This is a genomic window from Streptomyces sp. NPDC002926 (genome assembly GCF_053591755.1).
This window is the reverse complement of record NZ_JBSFUK010000055.1, coordinates 1-15,594: the sequence shown is the minus strand read 5'-3', so window position 1 is coordinate 15,594 and position 15,594 is coordinate 1. Positions and strand designations below refer to the sequence as shown.

13 protein-coding genes and 1 pseudogene are annotated in these 15,594 nt (G+C 68.5%); 10 read left to right on the top strand and 4 right to left on the bottom strand.

The window, feature by feature from the left end:
- Positions 1 to 213 precede the first annotated feature (213 nt).
- Both ACWDZ6_RS32535 and ACWDZ6_RS32530 read left to right on the top strand, forming a co-directional pair.
- Positions 214 to 915, top strand: coding sequence for an HAD family hydrolase (locus tag ACWDZ6_RS32535; RefSeq protein WP_451505699.1), 702 nt, complete (start codon positions 214 to 216; stop codon positions 913 to 915).
- A gap of 502 nt (positions 916 to 1,417) precedes the next feature.
- Positions 1,418 to 3,013 carry an ABC transporter substrate-binding protein gene (locus ACWDZ6_RS32530; protein WP_451505698.1) on the top strand — a complete coding sequence of 532 codons (1,596 nt, stop codon included), beginning with the start codon at positions 1,418 to 1,420 and terminating at the stop codon, positions 3,011 to 3,013.
- A 70-nt stretch (positions 3,014 to 3,083) separates the two neighbouring features.
- Here the strand turns inward: ACWDZ6_RS32530 and ACWDZ6_RS32525 are convergent, their stop codons facing one another.
- Positions 3,084 to 3,755, bottom strand: a complete 672-nt coding sequence (locus ACWDZ6_RS32525) for a response regulator transcription factor (RefSeq protein ID WP_326648756.1) — start codon at positions 3,753 to 3,755, stop codon at positions 3,084 to 3,086.
- 14 nt (positions 3,756 to 3,769) lie between these two features.
- Positions 3,770 to 4,630 (bottom strand): RecB family exonuclease, encoded by an 861-nt coding sequence (locus ACWDZ6_RS32520; protein WP_451505697.1) that lies wholly within the window; start codon positions 4,628 to 4,630, stop codon positions 3,770 to 3,772.
- Positions 4,631 to 4,765: 135 nt separating this feature from the next.
- On the opposite strand from ACWDZ6_RS32520, the gene ACWDZ6_RS32515 reads away from it, so the two are divergent.
- From ACWDZ6_RS32515 to ACWDZ6_RS32505, 3 genes are all read left to right on the top strand, one after another.
- Positions 4,766 to 6,013 (top strand): site-2 protease family protein, encoded by a 1,248-nt coding sequence (locus ACWDZ6_RS32515; protein ID WP_451505696.1) that lies wholly within the window; start codon positions 4,766 to 4,768, stop codon positions 6,011 to 6,013.
- 89 nt (positions 6,014 to 6,102) lie between these two features.
- Complete coding sequence (locus tag ACWDZ6_RS32510; RefSeq protein ID WP_326648753.1) at positions 6,103 to 6,990, top strand: tRNA (adenine-N1)-methyltransferase; 888 nt, start codon at positions 6,103 to 6,105, stop codon at positions 6,988 to 6,990.
- A gap of 231 nt (positions 6,991 to 7,221) precedes the next feature.
- Positions 7,222 to 7,794 (top strand): hypothetical protein, encoded by a 573-nt coding sequence (locus ACWDZ6_RS32505; RefSeq protein WP_451505695.1) that lies wholly within the window; start codon positions 7,222 to 7,224, stop codon positions 7,792 to 7,794.
- Between the two features lie 4 nt (positions 7,795 to 7,798).
- Here the strand turns inward: ACWDZ6_RS32505 and ACWDZ6_RS32500 are convergent, their stop codons facing one another.
- Positions 7,799 to 8,113: a ferredoxin gene (locus ACWDZ6_RS32500; RefSeq protein WP_451505694.1), complete on the bottom strand. Its 315-nt coding sequence runs from the start codon at positions 8,111 to 8,113 to the stop codon at positions 7,799 to 7,801.
- A 253-nt stretch (positions 8,114 to 8,366) separates the two neighbouring features.
- Here ACWDZ6_RS32500 and arc point away from each other — a divergent pair, with 253 nt between their 5' ends.
- From arc to prcA, 5 genes are all read left to right on the top strand, one after another.
- Positions 8,367 to 10,133, top strand: a complete 1,767-nt coding sequence (gene arc, locus ACWDZ6_RS32495; RefSeq protein ID WP_351458786.1) for a proteasome ATPase — start codon at positions 8,367 to 8,369, stop codon at positions 10,131 to 10,133.
- Positions 10,134 to 10,370: 237 nt separating this feature from the next.
- A complete protein-coding gene (dop, locus tag ACWDZ6_RS32490) occupies positions 10,371 to 11,882 on the top strand; it encodes a depupylase/deamidase Dop (protein WP_366735713.1) in 1,512 nt (503 codons plus the stop codon).
- A gap of 137 nt (positions 11,883 to 12,019) precedes the next feature.
- A complete protein-coding gene (locus ACWDZ6_RS32485; RefSeq protein WP_326648749.1) occupies positions 12,020 to 12,238 on the top strand; it encodes a ubiquitin-like protein Pup in 219 nt (72 codons plus the stop codon).
- A 171-nt stretch (positions 12,239 to 12,409) separates the two neighbouring features.
- Positions 12,410 to 13,255 carry a proteasome subunit beta gene (prcB, locus tag ACWDZ6_RS32480; RefSeq protein WP_389187095.1) on the top strand — a complete coding sequence of 282 codons (846 nt, stop codon included), beginning with the start codon at positions 12,410 to 12,412 and terminating at the stop codon, positions 13,253 to 13,255.
- Between the two features lie 52 nt (positions 13,256 to 13,307).
- Complete coding sequence (prcA, locus tag ACWDZ6_RS32475) at positions 13,308 to 14,075, top strand: proteasome subunit alpha (protein WP_351458779.1); 768 nt, start codon at positions 13,308 to 13,310, stop codon at positions 14,073 to 14,075.
- A 187-nt stretch (positions 14,076 to 14,262) separates the two neighbouring features.
- Here the strand turns inward: prcA and ACWDZ6_RS32470 are convergent.
- Positions 14,263 to 15,261 (bottom strand): annotated as a pseudogene (locus tag ACWDZ6_RS32470) (LacI family DNA-binding transcriptional regulator); the annotation flags it as partial.
- Positions 15,262 to 15,594: the final 333 nt, after the last annotated feature.

Here is a 15,594-nt window from a genome sequence, read left to right as displayed (position 1 = left end):
CTGGAGCCCGAGCGGATCGGCGTCGAGCTCTCCGAGGAGTTCCAGCTCCACCCGGAGCAGTCCACCGACGCGATCGTCATCCACCACCCCGAAGCGAAGTACTTCAACGCACGTTAGTCGGCAGAGTCGTACACTGGTCGGTCCAGTGCAGGCCGGTCGCCTTCCCACCTGGGAGGGCGACCGGCCTTCTCGTCCCTAGTGGAGGTGTGCCGGATGACCAGTACGGTCCCCGCGTCCTTGACCCGTTCGGCCGAAGGCTCTGCCCTTCAGGCCGTCTTTCTCGACATGGACGGCACCCTCGTGGACACAGAAGGCTTCTGGTGGGACGCGGAGGTGGAGGTCTTCGCCGATCTCGGCCACGAGCTCGACGAGACATGGCGGGACGTGGTGGTCGGTGGTCCCATGACGCGAAGCGCCGGCTATCTCATCGAGGCCACCGGCGCGGACATCACGCTCGCCGAGCTGACCGTGCTGCTCAATGACCGCTTCGAGGACCGCATCGGGCGCGGGGTGCCGCTGATGCCCGGCGCCGCCCGGCTGCTGGCCGAGCTCGCCGCGCACAATGTGCCCACCGCTCTGGTCTCCGCCTCCCACCGCCGCATCATCGACCGGGTGCTCGCCTCGCTCGGCCCTCAGCACTTCGCGCTCTCCGTCGCGGGCGACGAGGTGCCGCGTACGAAGCCGCACCCCGACCCGTATCTGCTCGCCGCCCACGGGCTGAGCGCCGAGCCGGCGAGATGCGCCGTCATCGAGGACACGGCTACGGGTGTGGCGGCCGCCGAGGCCGCGGGCTGCCGGGTAGTGGCCGTGCCGTCCGTGGCACCGATCGCGCCCGCCGACGGCCGGGTGATCGTACGCTCACTCGAAGACGTCGACCTTGTTTTTCTGCGCACCCTCATCACCACAATGAACTGATGCGTGTACTGTCCGTGCTTCTCGAATGCACGGAGAACTCTGGGCACCGGATCGCTCATTTTCCGTGACATGAGCAACCGCTTTTCGGCGCCCCGTAAGGGGTTTCACTACGTGACGTTCGTCACGCTGAGTGGTCTTGATTGAATAGGTCCAGACCGTTCCGCGTCTCGACCGGAGCGTGCCGGACGGGCTGTTCTGTCCGTATTTGTGGCGTGGTGCACGAATGGTTCCGGGCCGTGATCGTCCACTCACAGACACAACTGATCACTGAGCGGATACGTTCCCAACTCAGGCTCGGTCAAGCTTTCCTGGCATTGCCGACTAATCTCATCGCGAGAACTTCGCCGCATCATCGATGTGCCCCGGCGGCCATCACGCCGACGCGAACACAGGACTGATCGTCCGTTCCCCGGCCCGATCGCACCGCCCCGAACGGGCGGTCGCGGCGCAGTGCCCGTAAACATCGCTGTATCCCAGTGCCGGATGAGGGAGTACGTCCAGGATGAACCGTAAGACTTTGGTGCTGCCGGCCGTGGTCGGCCTGCTCGCGCCCGTGCTCGTCGCCTGCGGCGGGACGGACGGCGGGTCCGGCGGCGGTGATGCCATTGTCGTGGGCACCACGGACCAGTTCACCGCCACCCCGGACGCGCCCGCGCCCCTCGATCCGGCCTACGCATACGACACCGGCGCCTGGAACGTGCTCCGGCAGACCGTCCAGACGCTGATGCACGCCCCGCTCGGCGGCGGCGAGCCGGTGCCCGACGCTGCCGAGTCCTGTGCCTTCACGGACACCGCGAGCGAGAGCTACCGCTGCAAGCTGCGCAGCGGACTGCAGTTCGCCGACGGCACCGCCATCACCGCCGACGACGTGAAGTTCTCCGTCGAGCGTGTGCGGGACATCAACTCCGACAACGGCACGGCCGGCCTCCTCGCGAACATCGACACCATCGAGGCCAACGGTGACGAGGTGGTCTTCCACCTCTCCACGCCGGACGCGACCTTCCCGTACAAGCTCTCGACGCCGGCCGCCGGCATCGTCAGCAAGAAGAACTACGAAGGCAAGAAGCTCCGCGCGGGCTTCCAGGTGGACGGCTCCGGCCCGTACACCATGAAGACGGAGACCAAGGGCGAGAACATCTCCAGGGTCGTCTTCACCAAGAACCCCAAGTATCAGGGTGACGTCAAGCTCCACAACGACAAGGTCGAGCTGCGGTCGTTCCCGGACGCCGGTTCCATGGGCAAGGCGCTGGAGGACGGGGACATCGACATCATGACCCGTGCGATGTCGCCCGAGCAGATCAAGGATCTGTCCGAGAACCCCAAGAAGAACATCGAGCTCACCGAGATGCCGGGTCTGGAGATCCGCTACCTCGGTTTCAACACCAATGACCCGTCGGTGAAGGACAAGGCCGTCCGGCAGGCCATGGCGGCGGTCGTCGACCGTGGTCACATCGCCGGCCAGGTGTACGGCTCCACCGCCGAGCCGCTCTACTCGCTCATCCCGACGAGCATCGCGGCGCACACCAACTCCTTCTACAACAAGTACGGCGAGCCGAGCCGCAGGAAGGCCGCGGAGATCCTCAGCGACGCCGACATCACCACGCCGGTGAAGCTGAAGCTCCACTACACCACCGACCACTACGGTGCCGGCACGGCCAAGGAGTTCGAGGCGCTCAAGAACCAGCTGAACGCCACCAAGCTCTTCGACGTCAGTGTCGAGGGCACCGAGTGGGCGAAGTTCCGGCCCGCCCAGAAGCGCGGCGACTACGCGGTCTACGGACTGGGCTGGTTCCCCGACTTCCCGGACCCGGACAACTACATCGCCCCGTTCCTGGACAAGGGCAACTTCCTCAACACCCCGTACGTGAGCACCGTGGTGCGCGACCTCATCCCGCAGTCGCGGCGTTCCGCGGACCGCACCGCCGCGTCCAAGGCCTTCACGCAGATGCAGGACATCGTCGCGACCGACGTCCCGGTGCTGCCGCTGTGGCAGGGCAAGCAGTACGTCGCCGCCCGCGTCGGCGTCACCGGGGTCGAGCGAGTGCTCAACTCCAGCTCCGACCTGCAGCTCTGGGAGCTGGGTCGCGGCACCGAATAACCCCCGCGGTATCCGGACGGACAAGCGGCGGCGGGCATCAGCCCGCCGCCGCCTGCCTTTCGCCGACGACCTACTGCGCGCCGGGACGCACCAGACCGCTCTCGTACGCGTACACCGCGGCCTGTACGCGGTCGCGCAGGCTCAGCTTCGTCAGGACATGGCCCACATGTGTCTTGACGGTGGTCTCGCTGACGAAGAGGTCCGCGGCGATCTCGGCATTGGACAGGCCCCGCGCGACGAGCTTGAGCACCTCCACCTCACGCTCGGTCAGCCTGTTCAGCGTGTCGGGGACCGGCTCCTCACCGGACGGCAGATGGTCCGCGTACTTGTCGAGCAGCCTGCGGGTGATGCTCGGCGCCAGCATCGCCTCGCCCGCCGCGACCACCCGGATCGCCTGCACCAGTTCATCGGCGGGCGCGTCCTTGAGCAGGAAGCCGCTCGCGCCGGCGCGCAGCGCCTCCACCACGTACTCATCGAGGTCGAAGGTGGTCAGCACCAGCACCTTGGCCGGGCCGTCCCGGCCGGGCCCGGTGATCTGCCGGGTCGCCTCCACCCCGTCCATCCGCGGCATCCGGATGTCCATCAGCACCACATCGGGCTGCAGCGCCCGCACCTGATCCAGAGCCTGGAGGCCGTCCCCGGCCTCGCCGACGACCGCGATGTCCTGCTCCGCCTCCAGGATCATCCGGAAGCCGGTACGCAGCAGCGGTTGGTCGTCGACCAGTAGGACGCGGATAGCCACGGGTACTCCTTCGTTTAGACCGGGCCCATTCTGCCCTGACCATCCTCTGCCGCCGGGGCCGGGGAAACGCTCAGCGGATAAACCGGGGGAGTGCCACCGAATTCAGGACAGACCTCCTGGTGGTCGCACCAGCCGCACAGCTTGGTCGGCCGCGGCCGCCAGTCGCCCGTCTCGGTCGCCTGCTTGATCGCGTCCCACAGCGCCAGCAGTTTGCGCTCCATACGCTCCAGGTCCGCGGGGACCGGGTCGTACGTCAGCACATCGCCGCTGCCCAGATAGACGAGCTGCAGCCGCCGCGGCACCACGTCCTTCAGCCTCCAGATCACCAGGGCGTAGAACTTCATCTGGAACAGCGCGCCCTCGCTGTACTCGGGACGCGGGGCCTTGCCCGTCTTGTAGTCGACGATCCGCACCTCGCCGGTGGGCGCCACGTCGACCCGGTCGATGACGCCGCGCAGCCGCAGCCCCGACTCCAGCTCCGTCTCGACGAACATCTCCCGCTCGGCGGGCTCGAGCCGGGTCGGGTCCTCCAGCGAGAACCACCGTTCGACAAGCCGCTCCGCCTCGCTCAGCCAGCCCGCCAGCCGCACGCCCTCGGCATCCTCGGCGAACAGCTCGCCGAGCTCCGGCTTCGTCTCGAGCAGCCGGTCCCACTGGCCCGGGATCAGCGCCTTGGCGCGCGGAGCCGTACGCTCCGCCGCCGGGGCGTCGAAGAGCCGCTCCAGCACCGCGTGGACCAGCGTGCCGCGGGTAGCCGCCTCGCTGGGCTTCTCCGGCAGTTTGTCGATCACCCGAAACCGGTACAGCAGGGGACACTGCATGAAGTCGCTCGCCCGCGACGGTGACAGCGATGTGGGCTGCCGGCTCGTACTCATGACTCAGACCCTACGACCCGCCACTGACAGCGAGCGGAATACCATCGACGTCAGACGCTGCGCACTGCATGATCAAGACGACCGAGCGAACGACGCAATCCGACGAAACGACGCACTCCGCGACGAAGGGAACCCGTGAACGAGGACGACAGGAGCGGTGAGCGCGAGCGGCCGAAGTCCGGAACGGGGGGAGCCACCCCCGACGGCCGCAAGCCGAGGCGCTCCGACGGGCCCGGCGGCGGAATCCTCATGGGCCGTCCCTTCGGTGTGCCGGTCTATGTCGCCCCCAGCTGGTTCATCGTCGCCGCCCTCATCACCTGGGTGTTCGGCGGCCAGCTCGACCGGGTGCTCCCCGAACTCGGCGGCGCCCGCTATCTCGTCTCCCTCTTCTTCGCGGTCGCCTTCTACGCTTCCGTACTCGTCCATGAACTGGCGCACACGATCGCCGCGCTGCGCTTCAAACTGCCGGTGCGCCGCATCCAGCTCCAGTTCTTCGGCGGCGTCTCGGAGATCGAGAAGGACTCCGAGACCCCGGGCCGCGAGTTCATCCTCGCCTTCGTCGGGCCGCTGCTCTCCCTCGTCCTGTCCGGCGTCTTCTACCTGGGGATGAAGGCCGTCGAGCCGGGCACCGTGCCCGGTGTGCTGCTCGCCGGACTGATGATCTCCAATCTCATCGTCGCGGCCTTCAACCTGTTGCCCGGACTGCCGCTGGACGGCGGCCGGATGCTGCGCGCCGTCGTCTGGAAGATCACGGGCAAGCCGATGTCGGGCACGATCGCCGCCGCCTGGGTCGGCCGGGCGCTGGCCGTCGCCGTCCTCATCGGCCTGCCGCTCCTCACCCACACCGGCGCGCTCGGTAATGCCGCGACGGACATCGGCGGCATGGAGACCGTCACCGATGCGTTGCTCGCCGCGATCCTCGCCGCGATCATCTGGACCGGGGCAGGCAACAGCCTGCGCATGGCGCGGCTGCGCGAACACCTCCCGGAGCTCGAGGCCCGGACGCTCACCAGGCGCGCCGTCCCCGTCGAGTCCGACACCCCGCTCTCCGAGGCCCTGCGTCGCGCCAACGAGGCCGGCGCCCGCGCCCTGGTGGTCGTCGACGGCCACGGCGAGCCGAAGGCCCTGGTCCGCGAAACAGCCATCGTCGGGGTCCCCGAACACCGCCGCCCCTGGGTCGCCGTCAGCGGCCTCGCCCAGGACCTCACCGAAGGCATGAGGGTCTCGGCCGAACTGGCGGGCGAGGCGCTCCTCGAGAGGCTCAGGGCATCGCCGGCGACGGAGTACCTGGTGGTCGAGGAGACGGGCGAGATCTACGGCGTCCTGTCCACGGCAGATGTCGAGCGGGCCTTCGTCGCCGCCATGGCCCGGCCGTCTTCCTAGGGGGCGTCCCGCCTCGGGGGCGTGCGAGCCGCTGAGGCCCACTCCCGGCCGTGGTCTCCGCGCCCGCCCCGGCCCGGTAGGCTGTTCACATGTCCGAACCGACCGGTGCCGCCCGCCGACGCGGCCCCTTCAAGGTCGGGGACCAGGTCCAGCTCACCGACCCCAAGGGACGCCACTACACGTTCACGCTCGAGGCCGGGAAGAATTTCCACACCCACAAGGGTTCCTTCCCGCACGACGAGCTGATCGGCGCTCCCGAGGGCAGTGTTGTCCGTACCACGGGAAACGTCGCCTACCTCGCGCTGCGCCCCCTGCTCCCCGACTATGTCCTGTCCATGCCCCGCGGTGCCGCCGTGGTCTACCCCAAGGACGCGGGGCAGATCCTGGCCTTCGCCGACATCTTCGCCGGCGCCCGCGTCGTCGAGGCCGGGGTGGGCTCCGGCTCGCTCAGCGCCTTCCTGCTGCGCGCCATCGGCGACCACGGCATGCTGCACTCCTACGAGCGCCGCGAGGACTTCGCCGAAATCGCCCAGCAGAATGTGGAGCGCTACTTCGGCGGCCCGCACCCCGCCTGGCAGCTCACCGTCGGCGACCTCCAGGACAACCTGACCGACGCGGACGTCGACCGCGTCATCCTGGACATGCTCGCCCCCTGGGAGTGCCTGGAGGCCGTCTCCAAGGCGCTCGTCCCCGGCGGCATCCTCTGCTGCTACGTCGCGACCACCACCCAGCTCGCGCGCACCGTCGAGTCCATCCGTGAGATCGGATGCTTCGCCGAGCCGCAGCCCTGGGAGTCGATGATCCGCAACTGGCACGTCGAAGGCCTCGCCGTCCGCCCGGACCACCGGATGATCGGCCACACCGGCTTCCTCGTCACCGCCCGCCGTCTCGCCGACGGTGTGGAGCCCCCGATGCGCCGCCGTCGCCCCGCCAAGGGTGCGTACGGCGATGACTACGAAGGCCCCAACAAGGGCTGACCCCCCCGCACAACGCACCGGCGCCGCCGCCGAGTTCCCGTGAGACCACGGAGAACTCGGCGGCGGCGTCCTCGTATTGACGACCATCTCCACACCGTGTGTGCGTCGGGTGTCTTTACGTGAGAGTTACGGACCCCACTGTTCCGCGCCCGCTGTGACGTATGGCACGATGCAGACTTCCTCCCCCTCGCTGACTCCCCGCCGGCACCGCCTTCACAGGAGACATCCCGCGTGCAGACCTCCGCCGTCCCGGACCTCGCGCACACCGACGCCCGCCCGGTGCACTGGCTTGCCACCGCGACGGCGATGGCAGCCGTCATCGCGGCCGCCGGGCTGCTCCAGCCCAAGGCGGCCACCGCGTCCCAGCCGGGCTCACAGCCGCAGATCAGCACCGCCGTGGCCCCCGCGCCCGACCCCGCGGGAGTCGAGCTCCCACTGGAGTGCGGTGGCGCGAAGAGTGTGGTGACCAAGAAAGCCTCGGGCGACCTCGACGGCGACGGCAGCCCCGAGACCGTGGCGGTGGCCCGCTGTGACGCGGGCTCCGGCACCCCGCCGAGCGCCATCTTCGTACTGACCCAGGGCAGGGGGACGGGCCCGCGCGTCGTCGCGACGCTGCTGGAGCCCGTGCAGAAGCAGAGCGTCGGGGACTTCGCCGTACGTGACGGAGCGGTCACGGCGACGCTGCTCGGCTACTCCTCGTCCGCCGTGCCGAGCTGCTGTCCCGACAAGCAGGAGAAGGTCAAGTGGCAGTGGCGGGGCGGGAAGTTCGTACGGACGGCCCCGGCCGAAGCGCGCGGTATGTGATCCGTCACTCTGCGTCGGGCCCGTAGACCTCGACCCGGTCCGAAACGCGACGTACGTGGATGCAGTCGCCGGGGCATTCCTTCGCGGAGTCCACGACATCCTTCAGCAGCGGCAGGGGTACGGGCGTTGTGGAGCCCGGGTTCTGGAGCAGTTCGTCGTCGGTGCTCTTCACGTAGGCGAGCCCGTCGATGTCGAGCTCGAAGACCTCCGGGGCGTACTGCGCGCAGATCCCGTCCCCGGTGCAGAGGTCCTGGTCGATCCAGACCTCCAGAGCCTCCCCGACGACGTCTTCGCTGGGAGCCTCGTGCTGCACGGTCATATCTCCTGCCGTTTCGTTCGTCGGGTGTAGCAATGTGAAGCAAGTCGTGCCAGCCCTGACGGGTGTTGAACGCTTCGACGATACCTCCGCCTGCTTTCCGATGTTGATGGGTGGGTATTCCTCTGGCGTAAGGGAGAGCGCAAGGGTGAAGATCGGACACACCTCTACCGTCTTTGTGATCTAGGGGTTTCAATCACCACCCACGCAGGTAGGGTCAGGAAGCGTCCAGCTCCCCTTGGAGGAGGTGAGGACCGTGGCAGCCCACGACGACGACATCAACCGCGGCATCCGGCCGGGGCGGGGGTCTGAAGACCCAGCCGGCCAGGTTGCCTATCTCGAGCAGGAAATCGCCGTCCTGCGCCGCAAGCTCGCCGACTCACCGCGTCATACGAGGATTCTCGAAGAGCGGATTGTCGAGCTGCAGACCAACCTGGCCGGCGTGTCCGCGCAGAACGAGCGGCTCGCCAACACACTCCGTGAGGCCCGCGACCAGATCGTGGCCCTCAAGGAGGAGGTCGACCGGCTCGCACAGCCGCCGGCCGGCTTCGGTGTCTTCCTGCAGGCGAATGAGGACGGCACGTGTGACATCTTCACCGGGGGCCGCAAGCTCCGGGTGAATGTCAGCCCCAGCGTCGAGCTCGACGAGCTCCGGCGCGGCCAGGAAGTCATGCTCAACGAGGCGCTCAACGTGGTCGAGGCCATGGAGTACGAGAGCGCCGGGGACATCGTCACCCTCAAGGAGATCCTCGAGGACGGCGAGCGCGCCCTGGTGGTCGGGCACACCGACGAGGAGAGGGTGGTGCGGCTCGCGGAGCCGCTGCTGGACATCACCATCCGCCCCGGCGACGCCCTGCTCCTCGAGCCCCGCTCCGGCTACGTCTACGAAGTGATCCCCAAGAGCGAGGTCGAAGAGCTCGTCCTCGAAGAGGTCCCGGACGTCGACTACGAGAAGATCGGTGGTCTGGGCAGCCAGATCGAGATGATCCGTGACGCGGTCGAGCTTCCGTACCTCTATCCGGATCTCTTCAAGGAGCACGAACTGCGGCCGCCGAAGGGCATCCTGCTCTACGGCCCGCCCGGATGCGGCAAGACGCTGATCGCCAAGGCGGTCGCCAACTCCCTTGCCAAGAAGGTCGCCGAGGTGACCGGCCAGCCCGCGGGGAAGAGCTACTTCCTCAACATCAAGGGCCCCGAGCTCCTCAACAAGTACGTCGGTGAGACCGAGCGGCACATCCGCCTCGTCTTCCAGCGTGCTCGGGAGAAGGCGAGCGAGGGCACCCCCGTCATCGTCTTCTTCGACGAGATGGAATCCCTCTTCCGCACCCGTGGTTCCGGTGTCAGCTCGGACGTGGAGAACACCATCGTCCCGCAGCTGCTCGCCGAGATCGACGGTGTGGAGGGCCTGGAGAACGTCATCGTCATCGGCGCCTCCAACCGCGAGGACATGATCGACCCCGCGATCCTGCGCCCCGGCCGACTCGATGTGAAGATCAAGATCGAGCGTCCGGACGCGGAGGCCGCGAGGGACATCTTCGCCAAGTACCTGAGGTCGTCGCTGCCGCTGCACGCCGACGATCTCGCCGAGCACAGCGGTTCCAAGGACGCCGCCGCGCACGCCATGATCCAGTCCGTCGTCGAGCAGATGTACGCGGAGTCCGAGGAGAACCGCTTCCTCGAGGTCACGTACGCGAACGGCGACAAGGAAGTCCTGTATTTCAAGGACTTCAACTCCGGCGCGATGATCCAGAACATCGTCGACCGGGCCAAGAAGATGGCCATCAAGGCCTTCCTCGACCAGAACCAGAAGGGCCTTCGGGTCTCCCATCTCCTCCAGGCCTGCGTGGACGAGTTCAAGGAGAACGAGGACCTGCCGAACACGACAAACCCGGACGACTGGGCGAGGATCTCCGGTAAGAAGGGCGAGCGGATTGTCTTCATCCGCACCCTGGTCACCGGAAAGCAGGGCGCGGACACAGGGCGTTCCATCGACACGGTGGCGAACACCGGTCAATACCTGTAGGACGCAAACCGGCTGCGGATGCCCGGCCGGGGCATCCGCAGCCGGTTGTTTTCTTGACAGGTCCGGCCATACCGGAGCAATGACGCAATTGATCTCCCCACCAGCGCAGAGGCGTTCTAGGCTCTTCGGTACCGCCGAGTCGCGCAGTGCGGGGACGGGCACCGCACACGCACCGGAGAGACAGCGGTACTTGAGCGCCGTTCCCGGAGGGGAGCGCCGCCGGGCAAGGAGGGCCGCATGACCGTACGGCGAGTAATGGGCATCGAGACGGAGTACGGGATCTCCGTCCCTGGCCACCCGAACGCCAATGCCATGCTCACCTCGTCCCAGATCGTCAACGCCTACGCGGCGGCGATGCACAGGGCGCGGCGCGCACGCTGGGACTTCGAGGAGGAGAATCCGCTGCGGGACGCGCGGGGCTTCGACCTCGCCCGCGAGGCCGCCGACTCCAGTCAGCTCACCGATGAGGACATCGGCCTTGCCAATGTCATCCTCACCAATGGTGCGCGGCTCTACGTCGACCACGCCCACCCGGAATACAGCTCGCCCGAGGTGACCAACCCGCGGGACGCGGTGCTGTGGGACAAGGCCGGCGAGCGGATCATGGCGGAGGCCGCCGAGCGTGCGGCCCAGCTCCCCGGCGCCCAGCCGATCCACCTCTACAAGAACAACACCGACAACAAGGGCGCTTCCTACGGGACCCACGAGAACTACCTGATGAAGCGGGAGACCGCCTTTTCGGACATCGTGCGTCATCTGACGCCGTTCTTCGTCTCCCGCCAGGTCGTCACCGGCGCGGGACGGGTCGGAATCGGCCAGGACGGCCATGAACACGGCTTTCAGATCAGCCAGCGCGCCGATTACTTCGAGGTCGAGGTCGGGCTCGAGACCACTCTCAAGCGGCCCATCATCAACACCCGCGACGAGCCGCACTCCGACGCCGAGAAGTATCGCCGGCTCCATGTGATCATCGGCGACGCGAACCTTTCGGAGATTTCGACCTATCTGAAGCTGGGCACCACGGCCCTGGTCCTGTCGATGATCGAGGACGGCTTCATCGCCGTGGACCTTGCTGTCGACCAGCCGGTACGCACCCTGCACCAGGTCTCCCACGACCCGACCCTGAAGCGGCTGGTCACGCTGCGCAGCGGGCGGACACTCACCGCGGTCCAGCTCCAGATGGAGTACTTCGAGCTGGCCCGGAAGTACGTCGAGGAGCGCTTCGGCGTGGACGCCGACGAACAGACCAAGGACGTCCTGATCCGCTGGGAGGACACGCTCAACCGGCTCGAGAACGACCCGATGAGCCTCTCCGGCGAGCTGGACTGGGTCGCCAAGAAGGAGCTCATGGAGGGCTACCGGCGGCGTGACAGCCTCGAGTGGGACGCGGCGCGGCTGCACCTGGTGGACCTCCAGTACGCCGACGTACGCCCCGAGAAGGGCCTGTACAACCGGCTGGCGGCCCGCGGGAAGATGAAGCGGCTGCTGGACGAGCCGGCCGTCGCGCGGGCCCGGACGAAGCCGCCCGAGGACACCCGTGCGTACTTCCGCGGTCGCTGTCTGGAGCAGTACGCCGACGACGTCGCCGCGGCCTCCTGGGACTCGGTGATCTTCGATCTGCCGGGCCGCGACTCGTTGCAGCGAGTGCCGACACTGGAACCGTTGCGTGGTACACGCAACCACGTCAAGGAGCTCCTTGACCGGTGCCGGACCGCGGAAGACCTGGTCCGGGTGCTGTCCGGGGGCTGAAATGGTCCTCGTCCGGGAATCATCGAGGTGGTCCCCGGACGTTGAGGCAAGTGCGGGGCCGATGTCGGACCCTGCTTGTAGGGTCTGATCTTGACCGAACGAACTCACGTCAGGGCAAACCGAGCGGGGTGAGGGATATGGCGACCAAGGACACCGGCGGCGGGCAGCAGAAGGCCACGCGTTCCACTGAGGAGACCGAGGAGCAGACGCAGGAGGCGCAGGCTTCGGAGGACCTCAAGGAGCGCCAGGAGAAGCTGTCGGACGACGTCGACTCCGTACTGGACGAGATCGACGACGTCCTCGAGGAGAACGCCGAGGACTTCGTGCGTTCCTTTGTCCAAAAGGGCGGCGAGTAGCTCCCCCGAACTTCGGTGGGGGTACACCCTGTTGTCCATCCCGGTGCCGTCGGCGAAAGCCGGTGGCACCGGGGCGGATGACCGGCGAGGACACGGGTAATGTCCGTGCACAGTTCGAAAGATCGGCCCGCGTCCGACGTGGCGGGCCGCCGCCAATCCGGAAGGAAACGCGTGGAAGCCAACCCTCGTAGCACCGGGCGTCTGCCGGCAGCCTTCCTGACGCCCGGCTCGTCCTCGTTCATGGACTTCCTGGGCCAGCACTCCCCGGAGATGCTGCCCGGCAGGCGCGTGCTGCCGCCTGTGCAGGGCGCCATCGAGGCACCGCACGGCACGACCATCGTCGCGACGACGTTCCCCGGCGGTGTGGTGCTCGCCGGTGACCGTAGGGCGACGATGGGCAACATGATCGCCCAGCGCGATATCGAGAAGGTCTTCCCGGCCGACGAGTACTCGGCCGTGGGCATCGCCGGCACCGCCGGCCTCGCGGTGGAGATGGTCAAGCTCTTCCAGCTCGAGCTGGAGCACTTCGAAAAGGTCGAAGGCGCCCAGCTCTCCCTGGAGGGCAAGGCCAACCGGCTCTCCACCATGATCCGAAGCAACCTCGGCATGGCTTTGCAGGGCCTGGCCGTCGTGCCGCTCTTCGCGGGCTACGACGTCGACCGGGAGAAGGGCCGCATCTTCTCGTACGACGTGACGGGGGGCCGCTCAGAGGAGCACGGCTACGCGGCCACCGGCTCCGGTTCCGTCTTCGCCCGCGGGGCGATGAAGAAGCTGTACCACGACGACCTGACCGAGCAGCAGGCCATCACTCTGGTCATCCAGGCGCTGTACGACGCGGCCGACGACGACTCGGCGACCGGCGGGCCCGACGTGGCCCGGCGGATCTACCCCATCGTCACCGTCATCACCGACGAGGGTTTCCGCAAGCTCACCGAGGCCGAGTCCTCCGAGGTCGCCCGCCTGGTCCTGGAGCGCCGCCTCGCACAGCCCGACGGCCCGCGCGCCGCGCTGCTCTGATGGCCCCTTCTTCCGAACCGATATGCCACTGACAGAAAGGGACGGATAGCCGGTGTCGACGCCGTTCTATGTCTCACCCCAGCAGGCCATGGCCGACCGGGCGGAATACGCCCGCAAGGGCATCGCCCGTGGTCGCAGCCTCGTCGTGCTGCAGTACACCGACGGCATTGTCTTCGTCGGTGAGAACCCGTCCCGTGCGCTGCACAAATTCAGTGAGATCTACGACCGGATCGGCTTCGCCGCGGCCGGCAAGTACAACGAGTACGAGAACCTGCGGATCGGCGGCGTGCGCTACGCCGACCTGCGCGGGTACACCTACGACCGCGACGATGTGACGGCCCGTGGGCTCGCCAACGTCTACGCCCAGACACTGGGCACGATCTTCTCCAGCGCGGCCGAGAAGCCGTACGAGGTGGAGCTCGTCGTCGCCGAGGTCGGCGCCACATCTGAGGGCGACCAGATCTACCGGCTGCCGCATGACGGATCGATCGTGGACGAGCATGGCTCGGTCGCGGTCGGCGGCAATTCCGAACAGATCAGCACCTATCTCGACCAGCGGCACCGTGACGGAATGTCGCTGGCGGAGGCGCTGAAGCTGGCCGTCCAGGCCCTGTCCAGCCAGACCAACGGCAACGAGCGGGAGATCCCCGCGGAGCGGCTCGAGGTGGCGGTTCTGGACCGCACGCGACCGCAGCAGCGGAAGTTCAAGCGCATTGTCGGGCGGCAGCTGTCGCGGCTGCTCGAAGCCGACGGTGCCGCGTCGACCCCGACGGACGCGCCGTCGGACACCGAGGAGACGGAAGAGGACGGCGGGGAGTAGCCCCGACCGCCGACACATCCTTGCCCGGCTGCGCCCCGGACCGCCTTGTGCGGTTCCGGGGCGCAGCCGTACCGCCTGCTCAGGGGACGTCCAGTGATGCAGCGCGGTCCCGGATGAGCCGGCTGCCGCTGCCGAGCGGCGTCCCCTGCGCAGGCCGGTCCGCACGTCGGGATCAGCGCGGACGGGATCAGAGGGAGGGGGCGGCCGTCGAATCCCGTACGACCAGATCCACCGCGAGATCACCCTCTTCGGGCGGGCGGTGGTCGAGGACCGCGAGCAGGGCGGCCATTCCGCGCTCGCCGACCCGTTCCGCGGGCAGGCGCACCGTGGTGAGCTCGGGCTCCACGGCGCTGGCGAGCGCGAGATCGTCGAAGCCGGTGACGGAGATGTCCTCGGGCACCCGCAGGCCCAGCCGGCGTACCGCCTTGCAGGCCCCGGCGGCCAGGATGTCGTCGTCGCAGAGGATGGCGGTGGGCCGCGCTCCCGGGCCGATGAGCGCCCGCTCCACTGCCTCGCGTGCGCCGCCCACCTCGAGCGGCGCGGGGACGGTCCGTACGACGGCGTCGGGAACGTCACGCACCGTCTCGTGCAGCGCGCGGGCCCTTACGTCGAAGGTCCAGGAGGCCACGGCCGAGGCGAGATGGACGAAACGACGGTGGCCGAGTGCGAGGAGATGGTCCGCCACCTGCCGCATGCCGTCGGCGATATCGAGGTTCACGTGGGCCGCGGCACCGGGGTCCGCCGGATCGCTGTCGAGCATGACCAGCGGGAGGTCCGTACCGCGGATGGCGGTCAGAGCCTCGGCGGCCATGGAGGAGGCGATCACCCCGTCGAGTGCGGCACTGGCCGAGGCAAAAGGGTCCCTGGCAGGTCCGACGCCTTCGGGGGAGGGGTAGAGCACCACGCCGAAGCCGTGCTCGGCTGCGACGGTGGCCGCGCCCGTGTAGACGCGGGCGAAGAACTCATTGGTGAGGGCGGGGACGACGAGCAGGGCGGTCCTGGTCCGCCCGAGCCGCAGATTGCGGGCGGCGAGATTCGGCCGGTACCCGAGCTCGCGTGCGGCATCCCGCACGAGCCCGGCGGTCCGTTCGGACACCCTGCCGCGCCACTTCTCACCGAGGACGAGCGACACGGTGGCCTGCGAAACCCCGGCGACCCGGGCGACATCCCGGCTGGTGGGCCGGGGGCTGCTCTCGCCTCGGTGGCCGGCGGGCGGCTCTCGGTCTGCCCCGGAGGGGGCGGGCCCGTCGCCCGGCCGGGCGGAGTCGGGGCGCTCGGCCGCGTGGGTGGCGGTCGATTCCTCGTCCGCCGCGCCGGAGGACCAGGACCCGGCGGAAGGCGGCCGGTCCGCCTCGGCGCCGGCGGGCGGCACCGGCTCGCTGCCGGGGGAGTGTGGCGCCGGGTCGGATGTACCGGGGGAGTGCGGCGCCGGGTCGGATGTGCCGCCGGCGGGGCGGTCGCCCGGGCGGGGCGGGCGGGGCTCGTCGGCCGTGACGGGGGCGCCCGGCTCCGTTCCGCC